Raw genomic sequence first — 15,270 nt, forward strand, 5'->3', positions numbered from 1 at the left:
TAGATTACATATGCTGTACCATCACCCGATCGGGGAGGGTCAGCTTAATGATGAAACCGGAAGAATATATGCAGCATGCTTACCGCTGTATATTGCAAAATGATTTTGAGCAGGCGATTCGTTGGTTCGAGTCAGCCATTCACGCTCATCCAAAACATGCGGAGTTATATTATCGCTGTTCCATTACCCACGCCCGCAGCAAACATCTGGTTCCAGCGCTTGAATATGCGCGCAAGGCGGTAGAATTGTCGCCAGGAACAGAAGAGTATATTTTACATCTGCAGACGTTGGAAGCAAAACAATTGACCTCCAGAGCGAAGTTGCTGTTGGAGCAGGCGGGTATTGCAACACAGGAGCGCTATGTGGAAGCGTCAACGATTCTGCAAGAAGCGGTCAAACTTGATCCGCTCTCAGTGGAAGCTCATGTTATGCTTGCGCTGGCTTACAGTGATTTGAATGAATTTGACTATGCGATTCAGGCGGTGCGTGAGGCAATTTTGCTGGACCCACAGAATGGGCAGCTGCATCAGATGTTACAGGAAATCAAGCAACGTATGAAATCCATTCAATAAGAATTCATTTTGCAAAGTTTTCTTTCGAATTGAAATGGATTCAACGATATGATCCAACATAGCGAGGAGATGCAGTCAATATGGGTGAAGTAATTAGAGTTGCCGTGATCGGAGCGGCTGGCCGTATGGGCCGTGAAGTTGTGAAATTGGTACTTCAGGACCCGGAATTGGAGCTTGCAGCGGCTGTCAACCGCTCCGGAGCAGGCACGGATGCAGGAACCCTTGTTGGTTTGCCAGAGTGTGGGGTGCTGGTGACTGATGATATCGAAATGGCTTTTGCCGAAACAAAACCGCAGGTTATGGTTGATTTTACAGTACCGCAATATGCTTTTACACATACCGAGATCGCGATCCGTCATGGAGTCAGACCTGTCATGGGTGTTACCGGCTTTACGCCGGAGCAGATTGAACAGTTGGACAAGCAATGCCAGGACAAAGGAATTGGAGGGCTTATTGCCCCTAACTTCTCGATCGGTGCCATTCTGATGATGCGATTCGCAGCACAGGCTGCCAAACATATGCCTAATGTGGAGATCATCGAATATCACGGAGATCAGAAGCTGGATGCCCCTTCTGGAACAGCGATTAAAACTGCGGAACTGATTGCTGCCAATCGGGAAGAACTTCGTCAGGGTAACCCGAATGAGGAAGAAACCATTGAAGGATCACGCGGCGGTTATTACAACGGCTTCCGAATTCACAGTGTACGATTACCTGGCGTATTCGCGCAGCAGGAAGTTGTTTTCGGAGACTATGGACAGTCACTCAAAATTCGGCATGACTCCTACGAGCGCGCAGGTTATATGCCTGGTGTTAAGATTGGTGTGCAAAAGGTTATGGAATATACAGGAATGATCTACGGATTTGACCACTTTATCGACTAAAGGAGATTGTCATGTTGAAAATAGCATTTATCGCCCATGATCGTAAAAAAGAAGAGATGGTTAACTTCGTGACGGCATATGAGCCTGTTTTTACGGACCATCAATTATATTCTACAGGAACAACAGGTCTTCGTATTATGGAAGGAACGTCGCTGAAGATTCATCGATTCGAATCAGGCCCATTGGGCGGAGATCAGCAGATTGGAGCTTTGGTTGCGCAAAATGAGATGGATCTGATTATTTTCCTGCGAGATCCACTGATGGCACAACCTCACGAGCCGGATATCAATGCGTTGTTACGTCTTTGTGATGTGCAGGGAATTCCACTTGCCACCAATATCGCAACCGCTGAGATTCTGGTTAAGGCTCTGGATCGTGGTGATTTTGCCTGGAGAGAGCTGGTACATAAATACAAGCCGGAGGCTGGATTGAATTCGGGTGATACCGAATGAGTCTGGATATTCTCATCTTTGGAGCACATGCAGACGATGCGGAGATTGGTATGGGTGGAACGATTGCCAAACATACCGCTGCTGGCTTGAAAGTAGGCGTGTGTGATCTGACTCGTGCTGAGATGTCTTCCAACGGAACAGTAGAGCGCAGAACCGAGGAAGCGGAGCAGGCCTCCCGCGTCCTCGGTCTTTCGTGTCGAACGAATCTGGGGCTTCCTGATCGTGGTTTATATCTTACGCCTGAACATGTACAGGCTGTGACGGCTGAGATACGGCGTCATACCCCTCGGATGGTGTTTGCTCCGTATTGGGAAGATCGTCATCCGGATCATGTCAATTGCAGTAAGCTTGTGCGGGAGGCTGTATTTAACGCCAAGCTTCGCAACTACATGCCGGACATGCCTGCCGTGCAGGTGAAGGAACTTTATTTTTACTTTATTAATGACATCGGGCCTACGGATTTGATTGTCGATATTACGGAACACTATGAGCAAAAAGAAGCATCATTGCTCTCTTATCGTTCCCAATTCGAACTGGGAGACGGAGCGGTCTCGACGCCATTGAATCAAGGGTATATCGAACGTGTAAGAGCCCGTGATTCCTTGCTCGGACAACGCAGTCTCATCCCGTTTGCAGAAGGTTTTGCTACAATTACACCTTACGTGGTTCATCAATTTGACTCGGGTGCACAATAAACGATTTCACATTTTACGTTTAATGAAACGAAGGGTTTCATTATTCCATTGCATGATATCAACCTGCATGAAGCGGGAGATCAAAGGAGCGTCCACAGGATGGATAAAAAGCTAAAAATCGGCATCACCTGTTATCCGTCCCTCGGCGGGTCTGGCGTTGTCGCAACGGAGCTGGGCAAATTACTTGCCGAACAGGGGCATCAGGTTCATTTTATTGCCAACAGTATCCCGTTCAGACTGGGTACGTTCCAGAAAAATATTTTTTATCACGAAGTTGAAGTAAATGATTATTATGTTTTCCGTTATCCTCCGTATGACCTGTCACTGGCAACAAAGATGGCTCAGGTGGCTAAGTCACAGCAGCTCGATCTGCTGCATGTTCACTATGCCGTGCCACACGCAGTATGCGCCTTTCTTGCGAAACAAATGGTTGGGGACGGCCTTAAAGTGGTTACCACGTTACACGGAACGGATATTACGGTTCTGGCTCAGGACGAATCTCTGAAGGATCTGATCCGTCTAGCCATTAATGAAAGTGACGCGGTTACTGCCGTATCACAAGATTTGATTCGGGAAACGGTCGAACTGCTGGATATTCAGCGCCCAATCGATCTAACCTATAATTTTATTGATAAACGAATATATTATCCGCGGGATGCTGCCAGTCTGCGAAGAGACTTTGCTGCGCCCGACGAAAAAATATTAATGCATATCTCCAATTTCCGACCGGTGAAGAGAACTCAGGATGTGGTAGAGGTCTTCCGTCAGGTGCAGGAGCAGGTTCCTGCCAAACTGTTATTTGTTGGTGAAGGACCTGATTTGCCGAAGATGCAATGGAAAATTAATGATCTCGGGTTAAATGATAAAGTTCATTTCCTTGGCAAACAGGATGACATTGCTCAGGTCATTTCCATGGCTGACGTGTTGATGCTTCCATCGGAGAAGGAAAGTTTCGGACTTGTAGCGCTCGAAGCAATGGCTTGTGGCGTACCCACGATTGGTTCACAGGCTGGAGGAATTCCGGAACTGGTCTTACATGGTAAGACGGGTTATTTATCCGCGATCGGGGATACACAATCCATGGCCGAGAACACCATCCGTTTATTGACGGACGATCGTTTGGCTGCTGAGTTCAGGGAAGCATGTCTTCAGCGCGCGCATCACGATTTTTGCAATGATGCTATTCGGCATGAATATGAACAGATTTATTACCGGGTGTTGGGAAGGGAAGTTCCGAATCTGAAGCCGGTTTGCGGTTAATCATTTCTTTGACGAAATCATACTGTGCATACCACAACAGGCAAGAGAAGAGGTGATATGTGGTGGTTCAATGGACACAGGTAGATCGTGAAATGGCAATTCAAAGTGAGAATGTACTCACAACATTAAACAAACATGGCTACAAGGCATATTGGGTAGGTGGTTGCGTTCGTGACGAATTGCTGGAACGAGTTGTAGACGATATGGATATCACGACATCTGCTTCTCCTCAGCAAGTCATGGAACGGTTTGACGATTGTATTCCTACAGGTTTGCAGCACGGTACGGTTACCGTTCGTTCAGGCGGTTATTACTTTGAAGTGACCACATTTCGAACAGAATCCGAATATCAGGATAATCGCAGACCTGCTGCGGTTCAATTTGTTCAGGATATCAAGGAAGACTTACAGCGGCGTGACTTCACGATGAACGCTCTTGCTATGGACGTCACTGGGACAATCGTTGACCCGTTCGGTGGACAGGCAGATATCAAGGAAGAGCGAGTCAGGTGTGTGGGTTCTGCGATGGAACGATTTGGTGAAGATGCACTGCGGATGCTCCGCTGTGTCCGGTTTGCTTCCGTATTTGATTTCAAAATTGCCCATAATACTTGGAAGGGTCTTGTAAGGCAGAAAGACCTGCTTCAACATATAGCGATGGAGCGGGTACGCACAGAGATGGTAAAAATGATGTCGGGACCGCATCCTTTAAGAGGGTTGGAGCTGTTATTCAGAAGTGATGCGCTTGCGCACATCAAAGCGCCGGTTAGCTCGGCGCGTTTTAACAAGACGTTGTTATCCAATCTGGAACAATTGTCAGGTCAGCATGTGTTGCTCCGTTGGTCACTCATCCTGATTGCTGGCGGTTATAGCAAGGATGAAGCAGATGTATTATTACGCCAGTGGACATTCTCCAATGAACATCGTTCTCGAATAACAGGGGTCCTTCAGGTGGAGCAGTTGATTCATACTTCCGTTCAGGAGCAGAAGGATACGGTCAGTCTCCGTTCCGATTGGATCGTTACGGTTCTGGCTTGTGGTGTTCAGGCGGCGGATGATTGGCTTCGAATACAATCTACACTGCCAGCAGGATGGCGGAATCAATCCGAACAGGCAGAAATGCAGGTTGTTTTGGTTCAAGAGCTTGCAGCCGAATGGAGTCAATCGATCTCAGTGCATGACTTGAAAGAACTGGATATCACAGGGGAACAAGTGTTACAAATGGTGCAGCGCAAAGGCGGGCCTTGGCTGGGTCAACTGATGAAACATTTGTTACGAGAAACAGCGATTGGAACGATAGCGAATCAGCATGAAGCACTAAGTGCAGAAGTGAAGCGGGTGGTTCAAGATGACCAAACATGAAGATCTGTTACATATGTTATTAAATGCAGAAGGACGATTCGTATCGGGGGAAGAGATTAGCCGTAATCTGTCCATCAGTCGGACCGCTGTGTGGAAACATGTGAACAAGTTGCGAGACATGGGTTATGAGTTTGAAGCTGTATCCCGCAAAGGATACCGTCTGGTAACGAAGCCGGATAGCATTGATGCTACTGGCCTCCAATTGGCACTGGATACAACCGTATTTGGCCGTAAGGCTGTTTTGTTGACCTCGACCCTGTCTACGCAAGGGGATGTTCTCAAGCTAGCTGAGCAAGGGCAGGCAGAAGGTGCTGTGGTCATTGCGGAAGAACAAACAGGAGGAAGAGGACGTTTCGGTCGACAGTGGTTCTCTCCTCCGGGTAAAGGAATCTGGATGAGTGTCCTGTTGCGCCCTGATCTACCACTTCAGCACACGCCGCAGTTAACTTTATTAACAGGAGTGGCTGTATGTCGTGCCGTTCGAGCTTGTTCAGGAGTTGATGCAGGCATCAAATGGCCAAATGATCTGTTGATTGACGGACGCAAGGTATGTGGCATATTGCTTGAATCCACGGTGGAAGATCATGAAGTCAGATACTGTATTGCAGGTATAGGTGTTGACGTAAACTTTGATCCCGAGGATTATCCGGAAGATCTTACAACTATAGCTACTTCACTCAAGATGGAGACGGGGCAATCCGTTGATCGCACCAAACTAACGGCTGCCATTTTGACGGAGCTTGAACAGTTGTATTTTTTGTATCAAAAAGAAGGATTTGGCGTAATCTCAGCCCTATGGGAGGCCCTGTCCGTATCGATGAATCGAGAGATTACAGTGACGAATCCTCATGGTGTCATTGAAGGGAAGGCAATCGGTCTTGACCCTTCAGGAGCACTTATCGTGGAGAAGCACGATGGAGAACATACACTAATCATCTCTGGTGAGATTTCTTGGAAATCATAAACAATTTGTCGAATTTTCACTGGTAAAATGAACATAAGACGTGATGTTTGAGCAGAACTTTGGTATACTGTGTTCGTGAGGCGATATCGGCTAATGCAGACCGAATTGCACTCCCGTAACAGTAACCTTTGTTCTGCTTTGATGTGTTTTATATAAGCAGACCGCAGTGCAAGAATGAAATACGTTTAAGTGAGTTGTTGGATTCTGCTCTGAGCCGAAGAGGACCGAGACAGAAGGGACGATCGCAAGTGACTCTTTTTTGACTTTTCGGGACTTTTTAGTGGAAAACTAAAAGGTTTTTTTGTTGCGTTTATTTGAAAAGAAGAAAGGAGCCATGAGAGAAAATGGCGAACAAACAAGCGTTGAATATTGTGAAAATGAAAAAATATAAGCAGGATGGCGTGCCGCTTACGATGATCACGGCTTACGATTATCCAACAGCACTCCTAGCAGAGGAAGCAGGTATCGATCTGATCCTGGTTGGCGATTCACTTGGCAATGTAGTACTGGGTTATAATTCGACGCTTCCGGTGACCATCGACGACATGGTGTACCACACACGTTCCGTAGTGCGCGGTGCTGAGAAGACGTTTATTGTGGCTGATATGCCTTTTATGACCTATCATGGCAGCGTGGATGAGACGCTTAAGGGTGTACGTCGACTGATGCAAGAGGGGCATGCCCATGCGGTTAAAATGGAAGGCGGAGTTGAGATAGCGGACACCGTCAGAGCAGTCGTGCAAGCAGGCGTGCCTGTTCTTGGACATATCGGACTGACACCTCAATCAGTTAATCAGATTGGTGGTTACCGCATTCAGGGCAAGGATGCAGCGGATGCGAAACGTCTGATGGACGAAGCCAAGGCCTTGGAAGCTGCTGGTGCGTTTGGTATTGTGCTTGAACTGGTTACGGAAGAAGTTGCACGGGCGATCTCGGAGGAACTATCCATCCCTACCATCGGGATTGGAGCAGGACGGGGCTGTGATGGTCAGGTACTGGTATTCCATGATGTGGTTCAATACGCATCTCCGTATACGCCCAAACGTTTTGTCAAAACCTATGGAGATGTGGGTACTTTAATCAGAACCAGCATCGAAGCTTACGTGAAAGAAGTGAAAGATCGTTCGTTCCCGGCCGAAGAGCATGTATTCAATGCTGCGGATGGTGTTTTGGATCAACTGTACGGCGGACAACGCAAGGAAAAGGTGGTGAGTAACTCATGAAAGTACTACGGACAATCGCAGAGTTAAGACAGGAACTAAGCTTGAAGCGTCAAGCGATTCGTTCCAATGCATCCGTTGTAGGTCTGGTACCAACAATGGGTTATCTTCATCAAGGTCATGCAAGCTTGATGCAGGCAGCCAGACAACAGAGCGATATCGTGGTATTAAGCATATTTGTTAATCCGATTCAATTTGGTCCTAATGAAGATTTTGACAGCTATCCGCGGGATGAAGCCAGAGATGTGGAAACAGCACGCTCACAAGGAGTGGATATCGTATTTATTCCCTCTGTGGAAGAGATGTATCCACAGGCAAGACAAACGACGGTATCTGTCTCAAAACTGACGGAGCGCTTATGTGGTGCTTCCCGTCCGGGTCATTTTGATGGGGTAACAACTGTAGTCTCCAAGCTCTTCAACATCGTACAGCCACAGCGTGCATTTTTTGGAATGAAAGACGCTCAGCAGGTTGCGGTGATTCAACAGATGGTGAATGATTTGAATATGCCTGTAGAAATTGTACCCTGTCCAATTGTTCGCGAAGAGGATGGGCTTGCCCTCAGTTCACGAAATGTCTATCTTAGCGCTGAACAGCGTACACAGGCGTTGGTTCTGTCGAAGGCACTGCGTGTAGCTCAGGAAGCCGCAGATACAGGTGCAGCTATAAACGCCGCAGATATCCGTCGTATTCTGCGCGAGCAGATTGCAACCTCACCGCTTGCGGTTATCGACTACGCCGAGATTCAGGCTTTTCCAAGCCTGGAGCCGCTCGCAGATCAGGAAGAAGTTCAAGGACGTGATGATCTGCTCATTGCACTTGCGGTGAAATTCGGAAAAACAAGATTGATTGACAATATAAGGTTGCAAAAATCGGAGGTACTGTCCCATGTTTAGAACACTGATGAAATCCAAAATTCACCGGGCTACGGTAACGGAAGCCAACTTGAACTATGTGGGTAGCATTACCATAGATGAAGACTTGATGGAAACATCCGACTTGATGGAAAACGAGAAAGTGCAAATTGTGAACAACAACAATGGTGCACGTCTGGAAACTTATGTGATACCAGGACCACGCGGAAGCGGGGTCATATGTCTTAACGGCGCAGCTGCACGTCTGGTGCAGCCTGGAGATAACGTCATTATCATTTCTTACGCCATGATGTCTCAAGAAGAGGCAAATACTCACAAACCAACCGTTGTGTTTGTAGATGGACAGAATAAACCTGTACAAACGATGAAACAGGAAGTCCACGCAACAATTATGTAATCGACTGGTAAGGAGAATGAAATCGGCCCTTGAAGCAAAAAATGAGTACAGGTCACTGCACTAATCCATTTTTTCAAGGGTGGGGATGCATCGATGTTCCAGCATGTTTTCGCAGAAATGAACGACATGTTAGATGAAATTATCAAGAGCTATCCTTCCGCTGAAGGCCTGACCAAACAGGAATTGTTGCAAAAGTGGAATTTGCTTAAGCGGATGAGTGACGGAATGCTGGATGAATGGCTGATGTTTGAAGAAAAGATGAGCCAGGTGAGGGAGCGGGAGATGGATAAGCCTACTTCCCTTGAACCGGAACAGGAAGCTGTTACTGCTCTGCCTGAACTCCATCTGGAATGTTTCAGTCGAGGTCAGGGCTATTTCAAATTACAGATGTATCCGCAGGCGATCATGCAGTTCTCCCGGGTTGTGACCGACCATCCGGAGAGTGCATTGACACGGTTTTACCTGGCACTCGCGTATCTGAATCTGGAACAAATGGCGGAAGCCGGGACACATTTGCAGCAGATCATGTACCTTAAGGGTTCTCCTCGATTAAAAGGGCTTGTATGTAACGCCCTGGGCTGTATTCAAGCCAAGCTTGCGAATCCCGAAGCTGCATGTTCACTCTTTGCACAGGCCCTTCAGTATGACCCGACATTGACCGAACCACTGTACAACATGGAAGCTTGCAGGTTGAACAGGGGGAAATTGCAATATGCTAATCAGCTGACGACCCTTCATTAAGCGGGAATTCGGCGACAAAAAACGGTGTTCCCTCCTTTGGCATAGCGGCGGGGACACCGCTTTTTTGTCAGTTAATTTTCAAATCCCCTTTTTTTTGCTATGCTGTAACATAGACTGGAATGGAAGGGACCGTACATTGCAATGAAATTTGCCGTATTGGATTTCGAAACAACCGGCACGCAGTCCGACGGTGAGATTATACAGGCCGGACTTGCCATCATAGATCATGACTACAGCATAACTCAAATATATAGTTCTTATGTGAACCCTGGTGTACCGATTCCCCCGTTTATTTCGGGGTTGACGGGTATTACCGATGAAGATGTGGCGGACGCTCCTTCACTCGAAGAGATGATGATGGAGATGGTTCCGCTGCTTAATGATGTGGTGCTTGTTGGACACAACGTCGCTTTTGATTTTCACTTTTTGCAGAATGCTCTTGACCGTTGCGGTTATTTGCCGTTCACTGGCCGCATTCTGGACACGATTGATTTTCTGAAGATTACATTCCCATCACTGGGTTCTTATCAACTTGGTTACGTGTCTTCCGAATTTGGATTTCAACATGATCGCCCTCACCAGGCAGACAGTGATGCACTGGCGACAGCCTATGTGCTGCTCAAGTGTCTGGATGAGTTAAAGGAATTACCGCTCATAACGATTCAGCGCCTCAGTGACCTGTTTGCACCAGAAGACAGTGACTTGGGTTGGTTTTTGGACGGAATGCGCAGTGAGAAGGAAGCAGAGCCGATTCAGGATCTGGACGGACATACCTATTATCGTCAGCTTGCTCTTAATGTAAGTGATTGGACTGATATAGGTGCACCACGCGATGAGCGGGAAGCTAACCCCCTCGATGGTGTAAGCTTCGAACAGTTTATGGACCAGGTTCGTGAGAATCTGAAGGATACGCTGGATCATTACGAAGAGCGTGAAGCGCAGACTCAGATGTTCAGCAGTGTAAGGCAAGCCCTGGATGAAGAGAAACATCTCTTGATCGAAGCAGGAACAGGTACTGGTAAATCTCTGGGTTATCTCTTGCCTGCTATTTACGAAAGTGTGAAGCAAGAACAGAAAGTTATGGTCAGCACGCATACAATCAACCTGCAGGAGCAATTGAGAGAGCGGGACATTCCGATGCTGACTCAAGTGGTTCCGTTCCCGTTTAAGGCTGCTGTATTCAAAGGACGTGGACATTACCTGTGCCTGCGCAAGTTTGAACACAAAATCAATAAACGTGAATTCGCTACACCCAAAGAGGATTATTTCACAGCTGCTCAGATGATTGTCTGGCTTACGCAGACCGAAACCGGAGATGATGAGGAACTTAACCTTAGCGGACGCGGAGGGGACTTCTGGGAGACGGTACAGAGCGAATCTGAGTCTTGTCTGGGAAGATCATGTCCATGGTTCCGCAAATGTTTCTACCATCGTGCCAAACATGAGGCCGGGTTGTCAGATATCGTAATCACCAATCACTCCAAATTATTTACGGATGTGAAAGCCGCGCATCAGCTGCTGCCAGCCTATGAGAGTCTTGTGATCGATGAGGCACATCATCTGGAGGATGTCGCTGGAAAACATCTTGGAATGCATATGAAATATTTCACCTTGGTTCATACACTGACCCGCCTGTTTAAGGACAGTCGTAATGGTCAGCTGCCTATGCTTCGTTCGCAGTTATCCGGGCATGAAAATTCGGTGCAATGGGGCTCCATGGTGGATCAGATGTTCCCGCTCGCTCTTGAAGTTAAGGAGCTGTGGGATCGTATGAGCGATGCCTTGTTCGGTCTGTTGCCTGAACGAAGTGATGCTTCACCGGGAGAGACGGGGCAATTTTCCCTGCGTCTGAAAGCATCTCAGAAACCTGCGAAATGGCAGGAGTTGCAGGATCTGGAGAACCAGATCTATGTGACTCTGGGGGATTTGGTCCGCAAAGGGGACAAATTGCTGCTTGAGGTGAAAGAGGATCAGGATGATTATCAATCGGATAGTCTGATCACGGACATTACAGGACTGCTGAAAGATCTGACCACATTGAAGGAGAATCTGCGTTTCTTCATGCGTATGGATGATGTCAAAACGGTGTACTGGATGGAAGCAAGCGGTCAGTTCCGCAGCAAATCTCTTCAGCTGTATGCTGTACCTGTAGATGTCAGTGCACAACTTAAGGATTTGTTCTTTGATAAAAAGAAAAGTGTTGTGCTTACATCGGCTACGCTCTCTGTAGATAAGTCATTCCAGTTCATGATTGAACAGCTTGGCTTGCAGGAAGCTTCCGAGAATAATCGGTTATTAACGTCGATGCTGCCATCACCTTTCAACTATCGCGATCAGGCACTTCTGGTGATTCCGCGTGATTTCCCGAGTGTGAAGGGCAGTGTGGGTGATGCGCACTTTGTCAATATGCTGGTGCAATCACTCGCAGAGACCGCAATTGCCACGCGTGGACGCATGATGGTTCTGTTTACTTCATACAAGATGTTGCGGCAGGTCTATGATCCACTGAAGGAGGCGCTATCTGGTAACGACATCTCGTTGCTTGGGCAAGGCGTTGACAGTGGAAGTCGTTCCAAATTGACACGCAGGTTCCAAGATGCCAAAGCTACGGTACTTCTGGGTACAAGCAGCTTCTGGGAGGGTGTAGATATCCCGGGAGAGGCGCTAACCTGTCTCGCTATTGTGCGACTGCCTTTCCAGCCACCGAATCATCCGTTGGTGGAAGCCAAGAGTGAGTTGCTTCAGGAACAGAAGAAAAATCCGTTCATGAAACTGTCCGTGCCGCAAGCGGTCATTCGTTTCAAGCAGGGATTTGGACGGTTGGTGCGTACAGCGAAGGACAGAGGAATTGTCATTGTTTATGATACACGGGTGATTGAAGCGTACTATGGTAAATTCTTTTTATATTCTTTGCCTGGTCCCAAAATGGAGCATATGCTGACGGAGCAAATGGTTCCACGAATTACCGAGTGGTTGGAAAAACCTGTTAATGAACAAGAATAATGGTTGTTTTGTTCGTTATATCATTGCATGACACTATCGTTTGGCGTTAAACTTTATTAGATATTTCCGTATCCGATTAAAGCAGTTGCACGTAAGAACTTATAACCTAAATTACAAGGAGCATTCTGTATACAACGTCTATCTTTGAATTTATACAGAATGCTCATCTTTTCATCTATTATTTTATCGTGGCCTTGGTAAGGGGGAGCAAGAATGAAATCGGATAAAATTTCGGAAGCGGTGGTACGACGTCTGCCTGTATACTTGCGTTATTTGAACGAGTTGCATCAGCGTGAGGTGGCTACTGTTTCTTCTCAAGAGCTTGGACAGAGGCTGGATCTGAATCCGGCCCAAATTCGTAAAGACCTGGCTTACTTCGGTGATTTTGGTCGTAAAGGGATCGGGTATGATGTATCCTATTTGATCGAGAAAATTCGTCACATTCTCAAAATTGATCAGCAAATTAATGTAGCTCTGGTAGGAGCGGGTAATCTCGGTCAAGCCTTGTCCAACTACAACGCATATCTGAAAGACAACATGAAGATTGTTGCTGTATTTGATGCATATGGACCGAAGATTGGTAGTCAAATTAACAGTTTGACGGTAAAACCAATGAATGAATTGACGGAAGCGGTTAAAACAGAAAACATCCGCATCGGAATTATCACGGTTCCGGATACGGAAGCCCAAAATGTAGCCGATCAGCTTATTGAATCCGGAATCGAAGCGATTCTTAATTTTGCACCAACCATTCTAAAAACACCGCCGCATATCCGCATTCACCATGCTGACTTTACAACGGATCTGCTTAGTTTGGCCTATTACTTGGAGACTGGAAAGGACGACGAGGAAGATGACAACAAATAGATGGGTAATTCACAACGGCAAATTTGCCGTTAATGAAGGCGGCACAACATGGAACGTGGTTCAAGGATACATGGTTGTTGAGGATGACAAGATTGTGCATATTGGTGAGACATTGCCGGATGGAGACAAAAATTGTACCAAAGTGGATGGAAAAGGACTGTTCTTCCTGCCGGGTCTGATCAATACGCATGGTCATGCAGCAATGTCGTTGCTCAGAGGGCACGGAGACGATCTTGCGTTGCAAGTATGGTTGCAGGAAAAAATGTGGCCGATGGAAGCGAAAATGACTTCACAAGACGTATATTGGGGAACTTCGCTATCGGTGCTTGAAATGTTGAAAGGCGGAACTACAGCTTTCCTGGACATGTACGATCACATGGATCAAGTTGCCAAAGTTGTGGAGCAATCCGGCGTTAGAGCAGCACTGGCACGTGGTGTAATCGGGCTGTGCTCGGAAGAAGAGCAACTGCGGAAGCTGGAGGAGTCGGCAGCGTTTGCACGTGAGTGGAATGGACAGGCAGATGGTCGCATTACAACCGTAATCTCGCCACACGCCCCATATACATGCCCTCCTGACTACATAGAGAAGCTTGTACAGGTCGCGAATGACCTGAACCTTCCTCTCCATACACATATGTCTGAAACGCTTCGTGAAGTGGAGCAGAACGTGGCTGATTATGGACTGCGTCCTGTGGCACATCTGGAGAAACTGGGCTTTTTCTCTCGTCCATCCCTGGTTGCACATGCGGTGCATCTGAATGACGAAGAGATTGAAATTTTGGCCCGTCATGATGTGGCTGTATCCCATAACCCGGGAAGTAACCTGAAACTCGCTTCCGGTGTTGCGCGGGTACCTGCGTTACTGAAAGCAGGAGTTACCGTGTCACTCGGAACAGACGGACCGGCAAGCAACAACAACCTGGATATGTTCGAGGAAATGAGACTGGCTGCATTGATCCACAAAGGTGTATCTGGTGACCCGACGGCTGTGCCAGCAGGCGAAGCGTTACTCCTGGGAACGTCATACGGTGCCAAATCCATTTTCTTGAACAATACCGGAGCACTTGAGGTCGGCATGAAGGCTGATTTTATCGCTCTTGACATTGAACAGGCACATTTCTATCCACATACAGACCTGATCTCACATACGATCTACTCGGCTTCTGCCAAAGATGTTGAGCACGTATGGGTGGATGGAAAACAAGTGGTCAAACACGGCGAATGTCTGACGCTGGATGAAGAACGCATTTTGCGTGAGTCTCAATTGGCATTTGATGGTCTGCTTGCTCGTTAATTGCAGGACAGAGCATCATAGGGAAAGGAAGTTCGGCTTTTGAAGAAAAAAAAGAAGTGGATATGGATTTCGCTGCTTGCACTGGTTCTGATTCTGTTTGGACTTCAGCGTTATTACGTCTATGTCACGCAGGACCAGCGCAAGGAAGAAGCTCTCGCTATACAGGCAGCACAGAAGCAACTGGGCATTACATCCTATGATGAATTGCGCAAGTACATCTGGGGAGACAAAGAAGGCTCTGACAACATCTACTGGACCCTGATCGGCAAAAATAAGGATAACCAGGATGTTATGGTCTGGGTTAAATTCGATGCAAACAATCAACCGGCTAAGGGTGCAAACGCTGTACACAGTGAGCTGCTGCAGAATGGCATGTCCGAAGCGCAGATCCGCAATCGCTTCAGTTCTGAAGTTCCTGCCGGCGAGATTAAACGAATCATGCCCGGAGTTGTGAATGGAATATATGTGTGGCAAGTGTATTATAAAGACGGTACGCATAACCACTATCGCTTTTATCGTTTTAGCAATGGAGAACAGGTGGACCTGGTCTACACACTCCCGAACAGCTAGTACAAATAGAGTGACATAACTAGAGAATTAGAGAAATGAAAGAACCGGCAGACGGATATCCGACTGAACCGGTTCTTTGTGTTGTCTGTAAACATTTTTGATTTAAATAGTTAAA

At 47.1% G+C, this 15,270-nt stretch carries 15 protein-coding genes; all 15 read left to right on the forward strand.

Translation table 11 applies throughout. From position 1 onward, the window contains the following. Window positions 1-47 precede the first annotated feature (47 nt). The 15 genes from FE296_RS14765 (at window position 48) to FE296_RS14835 (ending at window position 15,155) form a co-directional block, all read left to right on the forward strand. The gene (locus FE296_RS14765) at window positions 48-572 is read left to right on the forward strand and encodes a tetratricopeptide repeat protein (protein ID WP_124116224.1); all 525 of its coding nucleotides are present in this window, start codon (window positions 48-50) and stop codon (window positions 570-572) included. An 80-nt stretch (window positions 573-652) separates the two neighbouring features. Beyond that, complete coding sequence (gene dapB / locus FE296_RS14770) at window positions 653-1,456, forward strand: 4-hydroxy-tetrahydrodipicolinate reductase (RefSeq protein WP_150365421.1); 804 nt, start codon at window positions 653-655, stop codon at window positions 1,454-1,456. A gap of 11 nt (window positions 1,457-1,467) precedes the next feature. Beyond that, on the forward strand, window positions 1,468-1,908 hold the full coding sequence (mgsA, locus tag FE296_RS14775; protein WP_091028967.1) for a methylglyoxal synthase: 441 nt from the start codon (window positions 1,468-1,470) through the stop codon (window positions 1,906-1,908). Then, on the forward strand, window positions 1,905-2,603 hold the full coding sequence (gene bshB1, locus FE296_RS14780) for a bacillithiol biosynthesis deacetylase BshB1 (RefSeq protein WP_150365423.1): 699 nt from the start codon (window positions 1,905-1,907) through the stop codon (window positions 2,601-2,603). The genes mgsA and bshB1 overlap by 4 nt, the downstream gene beginning before the upstream one ends. 99 nt (window positions 2,604-2,702) lie before the next feature. Continuing rightward, on the forward strand, window positions 2,703-3,863 hold the full coding sequence (gene bshA / locus FE296_RS14785) for an N-acetyl-alpha-D-glucosaminyl L-malate synthase BshA (RefSeq protein ID WP_076209934.1): 1,161 nt from the start codon (window positions 2,703-2,705) through the stop codon (window positions 3,861-3,863). A gap of 62 nt (window positions 3,864-3,925) precedes the next feature. Continuing rightward, window positions 3,926-5,224 (forward strand): CCA tRNA nucleotidyltransferase, encoded by a 1,299-nt coding sequence (locus FE296_RS14790; RefSeq protein ID WP_223868884.1) that lies wholly within the window; start codon window positions 3,926-3,928, stop codon window positions 5,222-5,224. Beyond that, window positions 5,211-6,188: a biotin--[acetyl-CoA-carboxylase] ligase gene (locus FE296_RS14795; RefSeq protein ID WP_150365425.1), complete on the forward strand. Its 978-nt coding sequence runs from the start codon at window positions 5,211-5,213 to the stop codon at window positions 6,186-6,188. The genes FE296_RS14790 and FE296_RS14795 overlap by 14 nt, the downstream gene beginning before the upstream one ends. 344 nt (window positions 6,189-6,532) lie before the next feature. After that, the gene (gene panB / locus FE296_RS14800) at window positions 6,533-7,411 is read left to right on the forward strand and encodes a 3-methyl-2-oxobutanoate hydroxymethyltransferase (protein ID WP_150365427.1); all 879 of its coding nucleotides are present in this window, start codon (window positions 6,533-6,535) and stop codon (window positions 7,409-7,411) included. After that, window positions 7,408-8,304, forward strand: a complete 897-nt coding sequence (panC, locus tag FE296_RS14805) for a pantoate--beta-alanine ligase (protein WP_124116229.1) — start codon at window positions 7,408-7,410, stop codon at window positions 8,302-8,304. The genes panB and panC overlap by 4 nt, the downstream gene beginning before the upstream one ends. Next, the gene (gene panD, locus FE296_RS14810) at window positions 8,297-8,680 is read left to right on the forward strand and encodes an aspartate 1-decarboxylase (protein ID WP_017687742.1); all 384 of its coding nucleotides are present in this window, start codon (window positions 8,297-8,299) and stop codon (window positions 8,678-8,680) included. The genes panC and panD overlap by 8 nt, the downstream gene beginning before the upstream one ends. A gap of 117 nt (window positions 8,681-8,797) precedes the next feature. Further along, entirely contained in the window at window positions 8,798-9,421 is a 624-nt protein-coding gene (locus FE296_RS14815) for a tetratricopeptide repeat protein (protein WP_317889415.1), read from the forward strand. A gap of 141 nt (window positions 9,422-9,562) precedes the next feature. Next, window positions 9,563-12,424: an ATP-dependent DNA helicase DinG gene (gene dinG, locus FE296_RS14820; RefSeq protein ID WP_150365429.1), complete on the forward strand. Its 2,862-nt coding sequence runs from the start codon at window positions 9,563-9,565 to the stop codon at window positions 12,422-12,424. A gap of 213 nt (window positions 12,425-12,637) precedes the next feature. After that, the gene (locus FE296_RS14825) at window positions 12,638-13,291 is read left to right on the forward strand and encodes a redox-sensing transcriptional repressor Rex (protein WP_036607616.1); all 654 of its coding nucleotides are present in this window, start codon (window positions 12,638-12,640) and stop codon (window positions 13,289-13,291) included. Further along, window positions 13,278-14,585, forward strand: a complete 1,308-nt coding sequence (locus FE296_RS14830; RefSeq protein WP_124116231.1) for an amidohydrolase — start codon at window positions 13,278-13,280, stop codon at window positions 14,583-14,585. Before FE296_RS14825 ends, FE296_RS14830 begins: the two co-directional genes overlap by 14 nt. Before the next feature lie 39 nt (window positions 14,586-14,624). Beyond that, on the forward strand, window positions 14,625-15,155 hold the full coding sequence (locus FE296_RS14835; RefSeq protein ID WP_036607612.1) for a cell wall elongation regulator TseB-like domain-containing protein: 531 nt from the start codon (window positions 14,625-14,627) through the stop codon (window positions 15,153-15,155). Window positions 15,156-15,270: the final 115 nt, after the last annotated feature.

The sequence above is a fragment of the Paenibacillus sp. UASWS1643 genome (genome assembly GCF_008693195.1).
Taxonomy (GTDB): domain Bacteria; phylum Bacillota; class Bacilli; order Paenibacillales; family Paenibacillaceae; genus Paenibacillus; species Paenibacillus amylolyticus_B.

What these genes read in the sequence shown, in the direction of transcription:
- FE296_RS14765 (WP_124116224.1), top strand. Translation starts at nt 48, where the DNA reads ATGATGAAACCGGAAGAATATATGCAGCATGCTTACCGCTGTATATTG.
- FE296_RS14815 (WP_317889415.1), top strand. Translation starts at nt 8,798, where the DNA reads ATGAACGACATGTTAGATGAAATTATCAAGAGCTATCCTTCCGCTGAA.
- panD (WP_017687742.1), top strand. Translation starts at nt 8,297, where the DNA reads ATGTTTAGAACACTGATGAAATCCAAAATTCACCGGGCTACGGTAACG.
- mgsA (WP_091028967.1), top strand. Translation starts at nt 1,468, where the DNA reads ATGTTGAAAATAGCATTTATCGCCCATGATCGTAAAAAAGAAGAGATG.
- dapB (WP_150365421.1), top strand. Translation starts at nt 653, where the DNA reads ATGGGTGAAGTAATTAGAGTTGCCGTGATCGGAGCGGCTGGCCGTATG.
- panB (WP_150365427.1), top strand. Translation starts at nt 6,533, where the DNA reads ATGGCGAACAAACAAGCGTTGAATATTGTGAAAATGAAAAAATATAAG.
- panC (WP_124116229.1), top strand. Translation starts at nt 7,408, where the DNA reads ATGAAAGTACTACGGACAATCGCAGAGTTAAGACAGGAACTAAGCTTG.
- bshB1 (WP_150365423.1), top strand. Translation starts at nt 1,905, where the DNA reads ATGAGTCTGGATATTCTCATCTTTGGAGCACATGCAGACGATGCGGAG.
- FE296_RS14830 (WP_124116231.1), top strand. Translation starts at nt 13,278, where the DNA reads ATGACAACAAATAGATGGGTAATTCACAACGGCAAATTTGCCGTTAAT.
- FE296_RS14825 (WP_036607616.1), top strand. Translation starts at nt 12,638, where the DNA reads ATGAAATCGGATAAAATTTCGGAAGCGGTGGTACGACGTCTGCCTGTA.
- FE296_RS14795 (WP_150365425.1), top strand. Translation starts at nt 5,211, where the DNA reads ATGACCAAACATGAAGATCTGTTACATATGTTATTAAATGCAGAAGGA.
- dinG (WP_150365429.1), top strand. Translation starts at nt 9,563, where the DNA reads ATGAAATTTGCCGTATTGGATTTCGAAACAACCGGCACGCAGTCCGAC.
- bshA (WP_076209934.1), top strand. Translation starts at nt 2,703, where the DNA reads ATGGATAAAAAGCTAAAAATCGGCATCACCTGTTATCCGTCCCTCGGC.